The organism is Dinoroseobacter sp. S375 (assembly GCF_049800775.1).
Lineage (GTDB): Bacteria > Pseudomonadota > Alphaproteobacteria > Rhodobacterales > Rhodobacteraceae > Dinoroseobacter.
The window spans coordinates 1-16438 of the sequence record NZ_JBNAFR010000006.1; the positions used below are offsets into that span (position 1 = coordinate 1).

15 protein-coding genes are annotated in these 16438 nt (G+C 63.9%); 8 read left to right on the top strand and 7 right to left on the bottom strand.

Features of this window, described 5'->3' with window-relative positions:
• The 6 genes from acs to ACP150_RS13760 form a co-directional block, all read right to left on the bottom strand.
• Positions 1-1959: an acetate--CoA ligase gene (acs, locus tag ACP150_RS13735; protein ID WP_424967230.1), complete on the bottom strand. Its 1959-nt coding sequence runs from the start codon at positions 1957-1959 to the stop codon at positions 1-3.
• Between the two features lie 248 nt (positions 1960-2207).
• On the bottom strand, positions 2208-2963 hold the full coding sequence (locus ACP150_RS13740; RefSeq protein WP_424967231.1) for an ABC transporter ATP-binding protein: 756 nt from the start codon (positions 2961-2963) through the stop codon (positions 2208-2210).
• Positions 2964-2975: 12 nt separating this feature from the next.
• Positions 2976-3731 carry an ABC transporter ATP-binding protein gene (locus ACP150_RS13745; RefSeq protein WP_424967232.1) on the bottom strand — a complete coding sequence of 252 codons (756 nt, stop codon included), beginning with the start codon at positions 3729-3731 and terminating at the stop codon, positions 2976-2978.
• 12 nt (positions 3732-3743) lie between these two features.
• Complete coding sequence (locus ACP150_RS13750; RefSeq protein WP_424967233.1) at positions 3744-4952, bottom strand: branched-chain amino acid ABC transporter permease; 1209 nt, start codon at positions 4950-4952, stop codon at positions 3744-3746.
• A 3-nt stretch (positions 4953-4955) separates the two neighbouring features.
• Positions 4956-5987 (bottom strand): branched-chain amino acid ABC transporter permease, encoded by a 1032-nt coding sequence (locus ACP150_RS13755; RefSeq protein ID WP_424967234.1) that lies wholly within the window; start codon positions 5985-5987, stop codon positions 4956-4958.
• Between the two features lie 100 nt (positions 5988-6087).
• On the bottom strand, positions 6088-7452 hold the full coding sequence (locus ACP150_RS13760) for an ABC transporter substrate-binding protein (protein ID WP_424967235.1): 1365 nt from the start codon (positions 7450-7452) through the stop codon (positions 6088-6090).
• Positions 7453-7680: 228 nt separating this feature from the next.
• Between ACP150_RS13760 and ACP150_RS13765 the strand changes: the two genes are divergently transcribed.
• The 5 genes from ACP150_RS13765 to ACP150_RS13785 all read left to right on the top strand — a co-directional run bounded on the left by ACP150_RS13765 (position 7681) and on the right by ACP150_RS13785 (position 13651).
• Positions 7681-8976, top strand: a complete 1296-nt coding sequence (locus ACP150_RS13765) for a short-chain fatty acyl-CoA regulator family protein (protein WP_424967236.1) — start codon at positions 7681-7683, stop codon at positions 8974-8976.
• A 125-nt stretch (positions 8977-9101) separates the two neighbouring features.
• Entirely contained in the window at positions 9102-9467 is a 366-nt protein-coding gene (locus ACP150_RS13770; protein WP_424967237.1) for a response regulator transcription factor, read from the top strand.
• Position 9468: 1 nt separating this feature from the next.
• Positions 9469-9864, top strand: a complete 396-nt coding sequence (locus ACP150_RS13775; RefSeq protein ID WP_424967238.1) for a hypothetical protein — start codon at positions 9469-9471, stop codon at positions 9862-9864.
• Positions 9864-12557 carry an ATP-binding protein gene (locus tag ACP150_RS13780; RefSeq protein ID WP_424967239.1) on the top strand — a complete coding sequence of 898 codons (2694 nt, stop codon included), beginning with the start codon at positions 9864-9866 and terminating at the stop codon, positions 12555-12557. The genes ACP150_RS13775 and ACP150_RS13780 overlap by 1 nt, the downstream gene beginning before the upstream one ends.
• 92 nt (positions 12558-12649) lie before the next feature.
• Positions 12650-13651, top strand: a complete 1002-nt coding sequence (locus ACP150_RS13785) for a FliM/FliN family flagellar motor C-terminal domain-containing protein (protein ID WP_424967240.1) — start codon at positions 12650-12652, stop codon at positions 13649-13651.
• Positions 13652-13715: 64 nt separating this feature from the next.
• On the opposite strand, the gene ACP150_RS13790 is transcribed toward ACP150_RS13785, so the two are convergent.
• On the bottom strand, positions 13716-14144 hold the full coding sequence (locus tag ACP150_RS13790) for a TIGR01244 family sulfur transferase (RefSeq protein ID WP_424967241.1): 429 nt from the start codon (positions 14142-14144) through the stop codon (positions 13716-13718).
• 148 nt (positions 14145-14292) lie between these two features.
• Here ACP150_RS13790 and ACP150_RS13795 point away from each other — a divergent pair, with 148 nt between their 5' ends.
• From ACP150_RS13795 to ACP150_RS13805, 3 genes are all read left to right on the top strand, one after another.
• Entirely contained in the window at positions 14293-14607 is a 315-nt protein-coding gene (locus tag ACP150_RS13795) for a TraR/DksA family transcriptional regulator (RefSeq protein WP_424967242.1), read from the top strand.
• A 53-nt stretch (positions 14608-14660) separates the two neighbouring features.
• On the top strand, positions 14661-14888 hold the full coding sequence (locus tag ACP150_RS13800) for a hypothetical protein (protein WP_424967243.1): 228 nt from the start codon (positions 14661-14663) through the stop codon (positions 14886-14888).
• 286 nt (positions 14889-15174) lie between these two features.
• Entirely contained in the window at positions 15175-16410 is a 1236-nt protein-coding gene (locus tag ACP150_RS13805; RefSeq protein WP_424967244.1) for an ABC transporter substrate-binding protein, read from the top strand.
• The last annotated feature ends 28 nt before the right edge of the window (positions 16411-16438 follow it).

Sequence of the window (16438 nt, forward strand, 5' to 3'; positions counted from 1 at the left end):
TCACCCCTTATTCATTCTGTTTTCGATGAGGTCGTCGACGACGGAGGGGTCTGCGAGGGTTGATGTGTCTCCGAGGGCGCCGAAGTCGTCTTCGGCGATTTTGCGCAGGATGCGGCGCATGATCTTGCCGGAGCGGGTTTTCGGCAGGCCCGGGGCCCATTGGATCAGATCCGGCGCGGCGATCGGGCCGATCTCGGTGCGGACCCAGGTGCGCAGCTCCTTGCGGAGCTCCTCGGAGGGCTCTTCGCCATTCATCAGGGTCACGTAGCAATAGATGCCCTGGCCCTTGATCTCGTGCGGGTAGCCGACCACGGCGGCCTCGGCGACCTTGGCATGGGCCACCAGCGCGCTTTCGACCTCGGCGGTGCCCATCCGGTGGCCCGAGACGTTGATCACGTCATCGACCCGGCCGGTGATCCAGTAATAGCCATCCGCGTCCCGGCGGCAGCCATCGCCCGAGAAGTAGTAGCCCTTGTAGTCCGAGAAGTAGGTCTTCACGAAGCGCTCATGGTCGCCGTAAACCGTGCGCATCTGGCCCGGCCAGCTGTCCTTGAGGCAGAGCACGCCCTCGCATTCGGTCGCGGTGATCTCTTCGCCCGTGGTGGGCTCGAGCACGACGGGCTGGACGCCGAAGAAGGGCGTGGTGGCCGAGCCGGGCTTCAGGGCCGTGGCCCCGGGCAGCGGCGTCAACAGGTGACCACCGGTCTCGGTCTGCCACCAGGTGTCGACGATCGGGCATTTGCCCTTGCCCACATGGTCATTGTACCAGTTCCAGGCCTCGGGGTTGATCGGCTCGCCCACGGTGCCCAGCACCTTGAGCGTGCTCAGATCGCATTTCTCGACAAACTCCGGCCCCTTCGCCATCAGCGCGCGGATCGCGGTGGGGGCGGTGTAGAACTGGGTGACCTTGTGCTTGTCGCAGACCTCCCAGAAGCGGGACGCGTCCGGATAGGTGGGCACGCCCTCGAACATCACCGTGGTGCCGCCATTGGCGAGCGGGCCGTAGACGATGTAGCTGTGGCCGGTGACCCAGCCCACATCGGCCGTGCACCAGTAGATATCGCCCTCATGCACGTCGAAGACGTATTTCTGCGTCATCGCCGCATAGAGAAGATACCCGCCCGAGCTGTGCACCACGCCCTTGGGCTGACCGGTGGAGCCGGAGGTATAGAGGATGAACAGCGGATGCTCGGCCTCGACCTCGACGGGCATGTGGTGGTCCGAGGCCTCCAGCGCCATCTCGTTATAGTCGAAATCGCGCCCGTCGACCCAGGTGGTCTGACCGCCGGTGCGCTTGACCACCAGCATCTTGACGCTGTCCTTGGTGTGCAGCAGGGCCGCATCCGCATTGGATTTGAGCGGGGTCTGACGGCCGCCACGGGGGGCGTAATCGGCCGTGATGACAACCTTGGCATCCGCACCGTTCACACGGGCGGCCAGGGCGTCGGGGGAGAAGCCCGCAAAGACGATCGAATGGATCGCGCCGATCCGCGCGCAGGCGAGCATCGCATAGGCCGCCTCGGGGATCATCGGGAGATAGAGGATGACCCGGTCGCCCTTGCGCACGCCCATCTCTTCAAGAACATTGGCCATCTTGCAGACCGAAGCGTGCAAGGCCTTGTAGGTGATGTGCTGGGCCGGCTCGGCGGGATCATCGGGCTCGAAGATGATCGCGGTCTGATCCCCGCGCGTGGCCAGATGCCGGTCGATGCAATTGGCCGCCACGTTCAGCGTGCCATCCTCGAACCATTTCACATGCACATCATCATGCGCAAAGGACGTGTCCTTCACCTTCGTATAGGGCTTGATCCAGTCCAAAGACCGACCATGCTCCCCCCAAAACCCCTCAGGATCAGAAACCGACGCAGAATACATCGCGTCATAGGTGTCCGAGTTGATATGGGCGTTTTTCACGAAGTCGGCGCTGGGTGTGTATACACCGTCTTTTTCGTCAAGCATTGGGCTCCCCCGGGTTCGGAATATTTGGAAAACTGTGCAAGCGGGTGGGGCGGCGATCAAGGCTGCGGGTTGCCGCAGCGGTCGCTGTCGCCTTGTGCTTTGGTCGTAGATGCCGCCGCAGCGAGGCGTCCCGCTTGCGCGAGATCAAGAGCGCAGGCCCGAGACTTGATCTCACGCAGGGCGCGCGCCGGATGCGGCAGGGAGCCCGGAGCGCCCTTAGGAAGCGCCCCGGGCGGGGGGGATGGCGATCAGATCGCCAGGTACTCGGCGCGCAGTTCTGCGTTCTCGAGCACTTCGGCGGCAGTGCCGTCGAAGACGATGGAGCCGGTATCGAGGATCACCGCCCGGTCCGCCAGTTGCAGGGCGCGCACGGCGTTCTGTTCAACGATGACCGTGGTGATGCCTTGCTCCTTGATGATGCGCAGGGTCTTCTCGATCTCGTCCACGATCACCGGGGCGAGGCCCTCATAGGGCTCGTCCAGAAGCAGGACCTTGATGTCGCGTGCCAGCGCCCGGGCAATCGAGAGCATCTGCTGCTCGCCGCCCGACAGGGTCACGCCCTCCTGCTTGCGGCGTTCGCCGAGGCGCGGGAAGAGGTCATAGAGACGCTCGATGGACCAGCCCTTGGGCTCGACGATCTGCGCGAGTTGCAGGTTCTCTTCGACCGTCAGGCCGGGGATGATCCGACGGTCTTCGGGCACGAGGCCCAGACCCGCGACCGAGGCTTCGTGGCTTTCCATCTCGTGCAGGCGCTGGTGGTCGAGCCAGATCTCGCCATGGGTCACTTGCGGATCCGCCAGACGCGCGATGGCCCGCAGGGTCGTGGTCTTGCCCGCGCCGTTCCGGCCCAGAAGTGCCAGGATCTCGCCCTCATGGACGTTGAAGCTTATGCCCTGGACGATGTAGCTCTCGCCGTAATAGGCGTGCATGTCCCAGACGCTCAGATAGGCGGGGGCGGTTTCGGCGTGGTTCACGCCTTTGGAGAAGTCAGGCTTCACATTCATCTCTATGCCCTCCTAGTGCGCTTCGCCGAGATACGCTTCGCGCACCTTGGGATGGCCCTTGATGTTTTCCGGGCTGTCCTCGACCAGGGGCGTGCCCTGGGCCAGAACGGTGATCCGGTCGGCGAGCGAGAACACCACATGCATGTCATGCTCGATGATCGCGATGGTGATGTCGCGGGTGTTCTTGATCTCTTTGAGCAGGTCGATCGTGTTGTTCGTATCTGCCCGCGCCATGCCTGCGGTCGGTTCGTCCAGCAACAGCATCCGCGGCTGTTGGACGAGGCACATGGCCATCTCGAGCCGCCGCTTGTCGCCCCGGCTGAGCGAGGCCGCGTGCATGTTGCGCTTGTCGAGCATGTTCACATCCTTGAGGATGCTTTCGGCCATGTCGCGCATATCCGCCTGGCTGCGCACCGAGACGATCGCGTTGAGCTCGAACGACCCGTCCCGCTTGGCGAAACATGCGATCAGCACGTTCTCCATCACCGTCAGATCGCTGAAGATCTCGGGCGTCTGGAACACCCGGGAGATCCCCATCTGGCAGATCTCGTGCGGGGAGCGTCCCAGCACCGATTGGCCGTCGAACATCACCGAGCCGGTATCCGGGATCAGCTTGCCTACAAGGCAGTTGAGGAGGGTGGATTTGCCCGCCCCGTTGGGGCCGATGATGGCGTGAACGGTCTGTTCCTTGACCGAGAGGTTCACGTCACCGAGCGCCTGGAGGCCGCCGAAGCGTTTGCCCACCCCTTTGACTTCGAGAATTCCCATGGGTCTCTCTCCTTATTCCGCGGGGGTGGTTTCGGCAGATTTCTTGCCGTCATCGCTGTCGGCCTTCTTGCCGCGGCCAAAAAGGCGCGCGATGCGCTGGCCGCCCTCAACGAGGCCACCGGGCAGGAAGATCACGACCAGCATGAAGATGATGCCGAGCGTCAGGTGCCAGCCCTTGCCGATGAAGGGGTAGACCATGGCAACGAGCGCGTCCTCCATCCCGTCGGGCAGGAAGGCGAACCACTGGTGCAGGATGGTCTCGTTGATCTTGGAGATGATGTTCTCCATGTACTTGATCATGCCTGCGCCCAGAACCGGACCGATCAGCGTGCCCGCGCCGCCGAGGATGGTCATCAGAACGACCTCGCCGGAAGCGGTCCAGAACATCCGCTCGGGACCCACTTGGGTGTCCATGGCCACCATCAGCCCGCCTGCGAGACCGGCATACATGCCGGAGATCACGAAGGCGGCGAGGGTGTAGGGCTTGGAGTTAAGGCCGGTATAGTTCATCCGCTGCTGGTTGGACTTCACCGCCCGCAGCATCATCCCGAAGGGTGAGCGGAAGATGCGGATCGCCACGTAGAAGCTGATCAGCATGACCACGGCCGCGAGGTAATAGCCCGCGTTGAAGGTAAAGAGCCAGCCGCCGACATTCAGCTCGTAGCTGGATTTCATCGTCAGACCAAAGAGGTTGGCCGAGGGCGTTGCCCCCTCTGCCAGGGCCGGGTCCAGCAGGCGCGGGTCGTTGACCTTGGGCTGCAGGCCGGTTTCCCCGCCGGTGATCGGCGTCAGGACCGAATAGGCCAGCGCATAGGACATCTGGGCAAAGGCCAGGGTGAGGATCGAGAAGTAGATCCCCGAGCGCCGTAGCGAGATCCATCCCACCAGCAGCGAGAACATGCCCGCAAGGATGACCGCCCCGATGATCGCCGGGATCACATTCATGGTCAGCAGCTTCATCATCCAGATCGCGGCGTAGCTGCCCACTCCGAGGAAGGCCGCATGGCCGAAGGAGAGGTAGCCGGTCAGGCCGAACAGGATGTTGAAGCCGATGGCGAAGATCCCGAAAATCACGAAGCGCTGCATCAGGTCCGGATAGCCCGCATTGAACTGCGCCAGACCGGATCCCTCGGGGAACGGGTTGAGCAGGAAGGGCGCGAACATCGTCAGGCAGGCGACGATAATCAGAAGGACGGTGTCTTTTTTCTCAAGTCCGAACATGGATCAGTCCTCCATCACGCCCTTGCGTCCCATCAGGCCACGTGGCCGGGTCAGCAAGATGATGATTGCGACAAGGTAGATGATGATCTGGTTGATGCCGGGCACGAGGTTGATCGCCCAGGACATCGACGCAAAGCTTTCGAGGATGCCGAGCAGGAACCCTGCGGCCACGGCGCCGGGCAGGGAGCCCATGCCGCCGACAACCACCACCACGAAGCTCAGGACCAGAAAGTCCATGCCCATATGGTAATTTGGCGAGTTGATCGGTGCGTACATCACCCCGGCGAGCCCCGCCACACAGGCGGCAATCGCGAACATGATGGTGAAGCGCTTGTCGATATTGATGCCCAGGAGGCCCACGGTCTCGCGGTCAGCCATCCCGGCCCGCACGACCATCCCGAAGGTGGTGAATTGAAGGAAGGCGAAGACGGCGGCAATGATCACCATCGCGAAGACGAAATAGACCAGTCGCCAGTAGGGATAGATGATCGATCCCGGATCGAAGCCCAGCATCGCTCCGAAGTCGAAGGAGCCGACAAAGGCCTCGGGGGCGGGCGTCGGGATCGGGTTGGCGCCGTAGAAATACTTGATGACTTCCTGCAGCACGATGGCGAGGCCAAAGGTCACGAGAATCTGGTCCGCATGGGGGCGCTTGTAGAAGTGCTTGATCAGCCCGCGCTCCATGGCGATGCCGATGCCCGCCATGATCGGCAGGGCAAAGAGGATGCCCAGTGGCACCGCCCAGTCGATGATCGTATCGCCCGCCGATTGCCCGAATATGTCGTAGACATAAGGCACATCGACCTTGAGCGGGTTGCCGAGAAAGTCTGTCCGGGTTTCGTCCACCACCTGATGGCTCAGGGTCAGGATCCGGCTCAGGGTCACGGCGCAGAACGCGCCCATCATGAACAGCGCCCCATGGGCGAAATTGACGACACCCAAGGTGCCGAAAATCAAGGTCAGACCCAGCGCGATCAGCGCATAGGCCGACCCCTTGTCCAGACCGTTGAGAATTTGAAGGATGATTGCGTCCATGGCTCCCACCTCGGCTGATGCGGACTGCGCCTGTCCGGGGCGCAGAGGAGGGACGGGCGTAGAAACGCCCGCCCCGGTCTAGGGGTCAGATCGGTGCGGATCAGGCGCCCGGGTTGCAGGTCCCGAGCGTCGCGTCTGCGCCGCCGAACTGCGGGTGGTCGGGGGCGTAGGTCACCTGCTCGACCGGGGTGACTTCCACGATCTCGAGGAGGTCGAACTCGGAGGTCGGGTTCTCTTTCCCCTTCACGACGAGCACGTCCTTGAAGCACTGGTGATCTTCCGCACGATAGAGCGTCTTGCCGTTGCCCATCCCGTCGAACTCGAAGCCTTCGAGGGCCTCTGCCACGGCACAGGGGTTGAACGAGCCTGCGCGCTCGACCGCATCCGCATAGAGCATCGCCTGCACGTAGCAGGTATGCGCGGCCTGGGACGGCGGGAAGCCGTACTTGGTGCCGAAGGAGCGGACGAAGGCTTGGCTGCCTGCATCCTGCAGCGACCAGTGCCAGTTCGTGGAGCCGAAGATGCCCTTCACGTTGGCACCGGCACCCTTGGCCATCAGGCGCGAGTAGAGCGGCACGACGATCTCGAAGTTCTTGCCGTTGACCAGACGATCGCGCAGGCCGAACTGCACCGCGTTGGTCAGCGAGTTGACCATGTTGCCGCCATAGTGGTTCAGAACCAGAACGTCTGCGTCAGACTGCAGAACCGGCGTGATATAGGCCGAGAAGTCCGTCTGGGTCAGCGGGGTCAGAACGGTGTTCACCGTCTCCCAGCCCATGGCCTCGGTCGAGGACTTCACGGCTTCTTCCGTGGTGTAGCCCCAGTTGTAATCCGCCGTCAGGTGATAGGCCTTCCGGTCGGTGCCGTAGTTCTTCGCCAGGATCGGGGCCAGTGCGGCGCCGGACATGTAGCTGTTGAAGAAGTGACGGAACCCGTTGGCCTTGCGGTCCTTGCCGGTGGTGTCGTTCGAGTGGGTCAGACCCGCCATAAAGATGATGCCGGCTTCCTGGCAGAGCGCCTGCACGGCCACGGCCACACCCGAGGAGGAGCCGCCGGTGACCATCACCGCGCCGTCCTTCTCGATCATCGAGCGGGCGGATGCGCGCGCGGCGTCGGATTTGGTCTGCGTGTCACCGGTGACATACTCGACCTTCTTGCCCAGGATGCCGTTGCCCTGCAGCGCCTTGGAGCTGAAGGTGCTCATCATGCCGCCATCGCCGCCACCGTTCAGGTGCTCGACAGCCAGCTCATAGGCGCGCAGTTCGTCCGCACCCTCGTCGGCATAGGGGCCGGACTGGGGCACGTTGAAGCCAAGCGTGACGCTGCTGCCCTGGGGCGCGTTGGTGAAGCCGCTGTGACCATCCGACCATACGGCGCCGGTAAAGATCGTGGGCAGGGCAAGGCCCGCACCTGTGGCCGCGCCTGTTTTCAGGACGCGACGGCGACTGATCTCAGATTTAGACATTGAAGTCCTCCCAATATTTTTGTTCGGGGGCTGATCCTCACTCCCGCCCCGCGCGGGTCGCACTGGCGTGCAAACCCGCCCCAAAGAAATTACAAATTTGCAGCGCGGCGCAACAAGTCGTTCGATTTGAAGGGTTTATTTGTAAAGGATTGGACAATGCAGTTGCAGTATGTGTAAAGTTATTCTCGCGCGGTTGCAGAAAACCCGTGATAACACTCAGGTTTATCCATGCCCAAGAGCTCTCTGACCGGCAGCCGCATCCGCGAAAGGCGGCAGTCTTTGCGCATGAAGCAGGCCGATCTGGCCCGCGATGTTGGAATATCCGCATCTTACCTGAACCTGATCGAACACAACCGGCGCAGAATCGGCGGAAAAGTCCTGCTTGATATCGCCACGGCTCTGCGGGTCGATGTGAACGCTCTGACCCAGGGCGCAGAGGAAACCTTGCTCGAAGGGTTGCGCGAGGCGGCGGCCTCCGCCCGGCGCAGCGCGGCCGAGCTGGACCGCATCGAGGAGTTCGTGGCCCGCTTCCCCGGCTGGGCCCAGCTCGTCGCCGCCCAGCGACGGCGCATGGTCAATCAGGAACGCACCATCGAGGCGCTGAATGACCGGCTGACCCATGACCCGTTCCTGGCCGAGGCGATGCATGATCTGGTCTCGAATGTGACCGCGATCCGGTCCACCGCCGCGATCCTCGCCCAGACCCCCGAGATCGAGGCCGCCTGGCGCGACCGCTTCCACCGCAACATGCTGGAGGAAAGCGACCGGCTGGCCCAGGGCAGTCAGGCGCTGGTGTCGTATTTCGACACGCAGGTCGCCTCCGAGGTGACCTTCGCCACGGCGCAGGAAGCGCTGGAATCCGTGCTCGCCGAGCATGAGCACCATCTGGCCCCGCTCGAGACCGGCGGGATTGCCGCCGCCGAGGATCTGATCGACCATGCGCCCCAGCTGACCACGCCCCAGGCCCGCGCCCTCGCGCTCAGCTATTTCCGCACCTATATCCGGGACGCGGAACGCCTGCCGCTCAAGCCCTTGCAGGCCGCCTTCGCCAAGGAACGGGATCCGGCGCGTCTGGCCCAGCAATTCCAGGTCCCGTTGCCCCAGGTCATGCACCGGCTCGCCTGTCTGCCGCAATCGACCGGGGCGGTGGATGTGGGGCTGGTGGTGGCCGACAGCTCCGGCAGCCTGCTGCACCGCAAGGGCATCGACGGCTTCCCCATCCCACGGTTCGGGGCGGCCTGTTCGCTCTGGCCGGTCTATCAGTCCCTGAGCCACCCGACCCAGCCCCTCAAGGTCGAGGTCGTGACCCCGCCCGGGCGGCGCTTCGTGACCTATGCAATCAGCGAGGTGAGCGCGCCCGTGGCCTTTGACGTGCCGCAGATCCCCCGGGCCTGGATGCTGGTGATGGAAGTGGATCGCCCGGAACGGGATGCGGCCGAAGCCCGGGCCATCGGGACCACCTGCCGCATCTGTCCCCGGGACGCCTGCAGCGCAAGGCGCGAACCCTCGATCCTTGCGGGCTGAAACCGCAACCCGTCCTCCCGGCGCCCGAAAATACGGCAGTCACGGTCGGTAGTGCTTTGACATGCGCCGTCAAGCGGGTGATTGTGGTGCGCCTGAGAATCGCCAGAGCGGAGGAGGACCCGATCATGGCGAAAACCGTTCTGGTTATCGAGGACGAGCCGAATATCATCGAGGCGATCAGTTTCATACTGTCGCGCGAGGGTTGGCACGTGCGCACACATTCCGACGGGGCCACGGCCCTGGACGCCATCGCCCGGGAGGCGCCGCATCTGGTCATGCTCGACGTGATGCTGCCGAACCGGAGCGGGTTCGATATCCTGCGCGATCTGAGGGAGAACCCGGAAACCGCCGAGATGCCGGTTCTGATGCTGACGGCGAAAGGTCAGAAAAAGGATCGCGAACTCGCCGAGAGCTATGGCGTGTCCCATTTCATGACGAAACCCTTCTCGAACCGCGAAATTCTCGATCGCGTGCGGGATCTGAGCGCCTGAGATGGCCCGGGGACGGCCGCCTCTGTTCCTGCAGCCCGAGCCATACCGCCATCGGCGGCTGATCGATGCCGCGCGGCTCTTGCCGGTGTTCGGGACATTCCTGTTCGTGGTGCCGATGCTGCTTCTGCCCAAGGGGCAGGCGGGGTCGACCGCAGAGGCGATGATCTATGTCTTCCTGCTCTGGCTGTTGCTGATCGTCTTCAGCGCGCTGCTCACCCGCTATATCCGGCGCGCGGAGCAGACGACCACGCGCGCGCCGGGCTTTGCGCCATCCCCTGCGACCGCGACCGAGGGCGCCGAGATCGACCTTTTGGCACCGCCGCCCGACAGCACGCTCGGTCGCGCCCTGGGCGGGCAGACCCCGCCCGCCAATCCTGATCGGAACGGAGACGGGTAATGCTCTCGCTGAACCTGCTGGTGGTGATCTCGCTTGCCTATGTGGTGTTCCTCTTCGCGGTGGCCTTCGTGGCCGAGCGTCGGGCCTCACAGGGCAAGATCGGCTGGCTGCGCGCGCCGATGATCTACACGCTCAGCCTCTCGGTCTATTGCACAGCCTGGACCTTCTACGGCGCCGTGGGGTACGCGGCCCGCTCGGGGCTGGAATTTGTCACGATCTATCTCGGCCCGACGCTCGTCTTCGTGGGCTGGTGGTGGCTCCTGCGCAAGCTCGTGCGCATCGGCCGCGCCCAGCGGATCACCTCGATCGCGGATCTCATCTCGTCACGCTACGGCAAGTCGAACGGGCTGGCCGTGATCGTGACCGTGGTCGCGGTGATTGCGTCTGCGCCCTATATCGCGTTGCAGCTGCAATCGGTCTCGCTGTCCCTCGCGGTCTTCGGAGCCGAGGATATGGCGGATCTCGCCAACCCGGTGGACGGGGTGACCGACGGGCTCTGGGTGGCGATCGGTCTTGCGATTTTCACGGTGCTCTTCGGGACCCGGAACCTCGATGTGAACGAGCGCCATCACGGCGTGGTCATGGCCATTGCCGTGGAGGCCATCGTCAAGCTCGTGGCCCTGCTGGCCGTGGGTGTCTTCGTGGTCTGGGGCATTGGCGGCGGTGTCGCGGATGTGCTGGCCCGGATCGACGCCTCGCCCGTCTCCGCATGGGAGGTGCAGGGCGGCCGCTGGGTCGGGTTGATCTTCGTCTCCGCCGCGGCGGTCATCTGTCTGCCACGCATGTTCCAGGTGCTCGTCGTCGAGAATGCCGATGAAAGCCATCTGAGTACGGCAAGCTGGGCCTTTCCGGCCTATCTGATGCTGATGAGTCTTTTCGTGATCCCCATTGCGGTGGTCGGGCTCGACATCATGCCCGAGGGGGCGAACCCGGATCTCTTTGTTCTGACGCTGCCCCTGTCCCAGGACCAGAACACGCTGGCGGCGCTGGCCTTCCTCGGGGGGTTCTCCTCGGCCACCTCCATGGTGATCGTGGCGGCGATCGCGCTCTCGACCATGGTGTCGAACCACCTGATCATGCCGGTTTGGCTGAGCTTTCAGGATGGCGGCAAGGCGAGTGTCTCGGGCGATGTGCGCCGCGCGATGTTGCTGTCGCGCCGGGTGTCCATCGCGGCGGTGCTGGGGCTCGGCTTTGCCTATTACGCGGTGTCCGAGAGCGGCGAGGCGCTGGCGGCAATCGGTCTGATCTCCTTTGTCGGGGCGGCACAGATCCTGCCTGCGCTTCTGGGCGGGATCTTCTGGCGGGGCGCGACCCGGCGCGGCGCGGTGGCGGGGCTGGTCGCGGGGTTCGCGCTTTGGGGATACACGCTCTATCTGCCGAGCCTCGCGGTTCCGCAATCGCTCTTTGCCGATATCGTCGCCCATGGACCTCTTGGGATCGGCTTTCTCAAGCCCCACGCCCTGTTCGGTCTGACCGGGCTCGATCCGCTGGTCCATACGCTTTTGTGGTCCATGGTGGTGAATGGCGGGCTGTTCCTCGGGGTTTCTCTTTTGTCTTTCCCGTCCCCGATGGAGCGTTTGCAGGGCGCGCAATTCGTCAATGTGTTCGAGCATTCCTCCACCCCGCGCAGCTGGGCCGGCGGGCGGGCCGAAGCCGAGGACCTGCTCATCATGGCGCAGCGGATCCTCGGGCCCCAGCACGCCCAGAGCGTCTTTGTCCGCGCCGCCGCCGAACAGGGCAAGACGGGCTACCTGCCGGATACCACGCCGGAATTCCTCGTGGATCTGGAGCGCGAGCTGGCCGGGTCGGTCGGGGCTGCCACCGCCCATGCGATGATTGCCCAGATCAATGGCGGGGCTGCGGTCTCCGTGCGCGAGCTGATGGCCGTGGCCGATGAAACCGCGCAGATGATGGAGTATTCGAGCCAGCTCGAGGCGAAGTCCCGCGAGCTGGAAGCGACCGCCTCCAAGCTGCGCGAGGCCAATGAAAAGCTGACTGAGCTGTCGATCCAGAAGGATGCCTTTCTCAGCCAGATCAGCCACGAATTGCGCACGCCGATGACCTCGATCCGCTCATTCTCCGAGATCCTGATGGAGGGCACCCTCGAGAGCGCCGCACAGACCCGCTATTCCACCATCATTCATGACGAGAGCCTGCGCCTGACCCGGTTGCTGGACGATCTTCTGGATCTCAGCGTGCTGGAGAACGGGCAAGTGGTCCTCAACCCGCAGGAAGAGGTGCTGAGCGACCTGCTCGACCGGGCGCTGTCGGCCACGGCGGCGGGGCGCAACCGGCCGCTCAAGGTGCTGCGCGACCCGGACCGTGAGGATCACCTGATCCATACGGATACGGATCGGCTGGTGCAGGTGTTCATCAATATCATCGCCAACACCATCAAGTATTGCGATGCGGACGAGCCTGAACTGACAATCCGTGTCGGCACCACTGGCGCTGCCCTGGCGCTCGACTTCATCGACAATGGCTCGGGCATCCCCGCGCGCAGTCAAAGCGTCATCTTCGAGAAATTCGCCCGGCTCGACGATCAGTCCAAGGCCGGGGGCGCCGGGCTGGGGCTGGCGATCTGCCGCGAGGTGATGGTGAAGCTTGGGGGCTCGATCAGCTATCTGCGCGGTCAGAAGGGGGCGGCCTTCCGCGTGACGTTCCCGATGCGGATTTCCCGGGCGGTTGCCTGAATTGTCGCGGTTTTGGCGGCGACCGGTTACCGGGCATTAACGGGTTCTGCGCGACAACAAGGCGTCCCGAATTGCAGAACGCGAGTCGCCCCATGTCCAATCCCGATCAGACCAGCCTTTTACGGCGCAAGATGGAGACCTCGCCCGCGCCTGCGGCCGGGTCCCTCGCGGTCACGCTGGAGACCGGCTGCATGAAGGCGATGGCGCGGGCCGGGTTCATCGCTGCCGGGCTCAAGGTGTCGGCGCAGACGGTTGAGGTGACCGACGTTTCTGGCGGGCTGGAATTGGGCGATGTCATGGCCGAGGCGGGCCTGATCATTCCCTGTCCAGCGCCAGACGAGGCCGAAGGCTATCTGGCCCTGTCTCCGGGCGGCTTGACCGCGCTGGTGGAGAAAACCACGACAGGACGTATTTCCGACGGGGAAGGGGAGCCGCGCTCTGCGAGCACCATTGACCGCCTGTTGTGCCATGGATTTCTGGAGCGGTTCCTCGAAGCCTGGCGTGAGCTGATGGAGGGGAGCGTCCATGAAGCCTGGCTGGCTGACTTCGCCCCCGCGGATCGCATGATCCCACCCGAAATCATCGGCATGTCCGCGGTGGACGTGCCCTATAGGGTCCACACCATCGAAGCGAAATTCGATGGCAGCCGCGCGGTGACGTTCTGGGCGGCCCTGCCGCAAGCCCGTCCGCAAGCTGGAGGCGTCGCTGTCCCCGAAGAAACGGAACGCGGGGTCGAGGATTGGGCCAAGGATTGGCGCGCCGCTGTCCTCGAAAGCCCGGCGGAACTCGAAGCGGTCCTGTGCAAGCTCGAACTGACCCTGGACGAAGTGCGCCGTTGGGCCGTGGGCGATCAGGTGCCGATCCCGGCATCTGCGCTCTCGTCGGTGACGATCGGGCGGCGCAACGGGCCCTGCGTGGCGACAGCACGGCTGGGGCAGGCCCGGGGCGTGCGCGCCCTGCGCCTCAACGAGATCAGCGCCCAACGCGCGCCCAAGGCGACCGCCAAGGCGGAAACACCGCCCCAGGCGCTTGCCCATAATCCCGAAGGGTTCGAAGACGGCGCGGGCCTTGCCATAACATCGGACCCGAGCTGACCCGCCGTCTGCTCCGACATCGGGACGATGTCAGCATTGGGCCACGGCCCGACGTGCCGCTTGTTCAGCGTTGGGCGGCCAGGGCATCTAGTTGCGGACGCATTCCATCCAGCGCGTATCCCGCCCCGGACAGCGCTGCGAGAATGTCATCGGTGGACATCTCTCCGGCCATGGCAAAGGCCCAGAGGATCGCAGAGCGTGTGCCCGACGCGCAATAGGCCAGCACCGCGCCATCGGTTTCGGCCATCACCTTGGCTTGGGCCTGAACATCTTCAAGAGACAGCCCGCCGCCCATGACGGGGTTGTCGTAGAATGCGAGACCTGCGGCCTCGACAGCGGTGCGCAGCACATCTGCCCGCAGTTCCACAGGGTTTTCCATGTCCGGGCGATTGCAAATCACTGCGGCGACCCCCGCTTCGGCAAGAGCCGGGATGTCTTCCGGCGCGATCTGCGGGGAGACGGCGAAATTGGGCGAGAGCGAACGGATATCCATAGCGGCGTATGTAGAAGGCCCGCGCAACGACGTCGAGTCTGCAAAAACGCGCGGTCGTGCGTCGCAAATCCGTCACCGTTGACCTGTATCAAGGCCGTGACGGTTTGAAGTGTCTAATGTGCTGACAAGGACGTCACGGGGGGTGACAATGACTGATTTGATGGAGCGCCAACAGGCATTGCGCGCGCGGCGCCGCGATTTGATCAACCGGTTGCGGGAGACCCGGCTCAGTGCCGAACCGCGCCGGCAGATACGGGAGCACGGGGCAGGGAGCCCGACCTTCGGACCCGCGCTTTCGACGCAGGGAACGGTCCGGCAATTGCGTCGGCTTCAGGCCGCACTCGACCGGGTCGCCGATGGGCGCTACGGGATCTGCATGCAATGCGGCGGCCAGATCAGCGCGGCACGGCTGAACGCGGACCCCTCCACGACACTCTGCGCCTCTTGCAAAGGGGAAGGTTAATCCCAACCTGTGCAATGGCCCTTTGGTTCACCAGATCGCTAGGGAGCAACGCGATGACAACTGACCAAGCCCTCACCAAGGTCTTCACCCTTCTCGACCGGGTGCAGGCCGACCCGGCCCGCGGATTTGTGTGCGAGGCCGAACTGGCCCGCGCTGTCACGGAGCTCGAAGCCAAGAATGTCGAAGTGCCCTCGTCGCTTGTCGATCTCTGCGCGCGTCTGCGTGCCGAGAAGCGGGCCTTTGAAGCGCAGGAAGATGCGTTCGACAACATGCCGATCTGATCCGCATGCCGGACGGATCTGCATAGTCCCAGATCCAGCTCAAAGGCGATCCGCAAGGGTCGCCTTTTTCGGTTTGAGCCTTTCTCTCCCGCGCGGTGGCGGGCTCTGGCGGTTGCATCAGGTGTCCGCGAATTTCCTGTAAGAACGCCCGTTTCCCGGGCAAGGCTGTTGTTGCGGCGGAGCCATCAATCCGCACCTGTTAACCCTATTGCAAACCTATGCGACTGCTGTCAGCGTGCTCCCAAAACGGGGCGTCACGACCCCAGGTCATGACAGGGAGACAGAGATGACTTTGATGAAATCGGCACTGGCCACGTCCGCATGCATGCTATTGGGAAGTGGTGGGGCTTGGGCCTGTGATGTCTCGGCTGGCTCAATTCGCATTTTGTCTAATGATTTCCCGGCATTGCAGGCGGTGAATGGCGCGGCAGCCGAATGCGCCGCCGATGGCGTGACGGTCACGGCGAACATGACGACCGAGCATCGGAACATTCAGGTGCCTGCCCTTACCGCGGACCCGGCGGAATATACCGTGGCGGTCGTGTCCAACAGCTCTCTCGTGCCGCTGCTGACGGACGGCCTGGTGCGGACGCTCGATGATCTGATTGCCGCCCATGGCGCGACGGTGTCCCCGAACCAGCGGATCGTGATCAATGGCGAAACCAAGGCGATCGCCTTCCAGGCCAACGCCCAGCATCTCTATTATCGCGAGGATATCCTGCAGGAGGTCGGCCTTGATGTGCCCGAGACCTATGCCGAGGTCCTCGCGGCAGCCAAGGCGATCAAGGAGGCTGGCCTGATGGAGTTCCCCGTGGGGGGCACCTACAAGGCGGGCTGGAATGTCGCGCAGGAATTCGTGAACATGTATCTGGGCACGGGTGGTGCCTTCTTCGAGCCGGGATCGGCGGCCCCTGCCATCGCCAATGCTCAAGGTGAAGCCGCGCTGGAGATGATGAAGGCGCTCACTGAATACATGAACCCGGACTATTTGACATATGATTCCAATGCATTGCAGGCGGAATTTGAAGCAGGAAACGTGGCGCTCGCCAATTTCTGGGGCTCACGGGCCGGCGGTGTGACAGATGCGGAAGGGGCCGCGCCCGAGATTGCCGGCGCGATCAAGTTCGCCGCCGCCCCGACCATCGGGGATGGCGGGCGTCCGGCCTCCACCCTCTGGTGGGATGGCTTCACCATCGCCTCGAATATCAGCGACGAGGACGCGACCGCGAGCTTCATCGCCATGCTCAATGGCGCATCGACAGATGTGGCCAATGCCAATCCGGATGCTGCGGTTTGGCTGATTGACGGGTACACGCCCGGTGCCGCCGCGACCGGGGTACTGGCCACCGCGCAGGCGGGCACGGCGCCCTATCCGATGCTGCCCTATATGAGCCTGCTGCATACGGCGCTCGGCACGGAGATTGTCGAGTTCCTGCAGGGCGGCGAAAGCGCAGCCCAGGCGCTCGCGGATGTGGAAGCCTCCTATATCGCGGCGGCCAAGGAAGCAGGCTTTCTCAACTAAGCGCGCGCGCAGGTCCGGGGCGGGTGCG

What these genes read in the sequence shown, in the direction of transcription:
- acs (WP_424967230.1), bottom strand. Translation starts at nt 1,959, where the DNA reads ATGCTTGACGAAAAAGACGGTGTATACACACCCAGCGCCGACTTCGTG.
- ACP150_RS13740 (WP_424967231.1), bottom strand. Translation starts at nt 2,963, where the DNA reads ATGAATGTGAAGCCTGACTTCTCCAAAGGCGTGAACCACGCCGAAACC.
- ACP150_RS13745 (WP_424967232.1), bottom strand. Translation starts at nt 3,731, where the DNA reads ATGGGAATTCTCGAAGTCAAAGGGGTGGGCAAACGCTTCGGCGGCCTC.
- ACP150_RS13750 (WP_424967233.1), bottom strand. Translation starts at nt 4,952, where the DNA reads ATGTTCGGACTTGAGAAAAAAGACACCGTCCTTCTGATTATCGTCGCC.
- ACP150_RS13755 (WP_424967234.1), bottom strand. Translation starts at nt 5,987, where the DNA reads ATGGACGCAATCATCCTTCAAATTCTCAACGGTCTGGACAAGGGGTCG.
- ACP150_RS13760 (WP_424967235.1), bottom strand. Translation starts at nt 7,452, where the DNA reads ATGTCTAAATCTGAGATCAGTCGCCGTCGCGTCCTGAAAACAGGCGCG.
- ACP150_RS13765 (WP_424967236.1), top strand. Translation starts at nt 7,681, where the DNA reads ATGCCCAAGAGCTCTCTGACCGGCAGCCGCATCCGCGAAAGGCGGCAG.
- ACP150_RS13770 (WP_424967237.1), top strand. Translation starts at nt 9,102, where the DNA reads ATGGCGAAAACCGTTCTGGTTATCGAGGACGAGCCGAATATCATCGAG.
- ACP150_RS13775 (WP_424967238.1), top strand. Translation starts at nt 9,469, where the DNA reads ATGGCCCGGGGACGGCCGCCTCTGTTCCTGCAGCCCGAGCCATACCGC.
- ACP150_RS13780 (WP_424967239.1), top strand. Translation starts at nt 9,864, where the DNA reads ATGCTCTCGCTGAACCTGCTGGTGGTGATCTCGCTTGCCTATGTGGTG.
- ACP150_RS13785 (WP_424967240.1), top strand. Translation starts at nt 12,650, where the DNA reads ATGTCCAATCCCGATCAGACCAGCCTTTTACGGCGCAAGATGGAGACC.
- ACP150_RS13790 (WP_424967241.1), bottom strand. Translation starts at nt 14,144, where the DNA reads ATGGATATCCGTTCGCTCTCGCCCAATTTCGCCGTCTCCCCGCAGATC.
- ACP150_RS13795 (WP_424967242.1), top strand. Translation starts at nt 14,293, where the DNA reads ATGACTGATTTGATGGAGCGCCAACAGGCATTGCGCGCGCGGCGCCGC.
- ACP150_RS13800 (WP_424967243.1), top strand. Translation starts at nt 14,661, where the DNA reads ATGACAACTGACCAAGCCCTCACCAAGGTCTTCACCCTTCTCGACCGG.
- ACP150_RS13805 (WP_424967244.1), top strand. Translation starts at nt 15,175, where the DNA reads ATGACTTTGATGAAATCGGCACTGGCCACGTCCGCATGCATGCTATTG.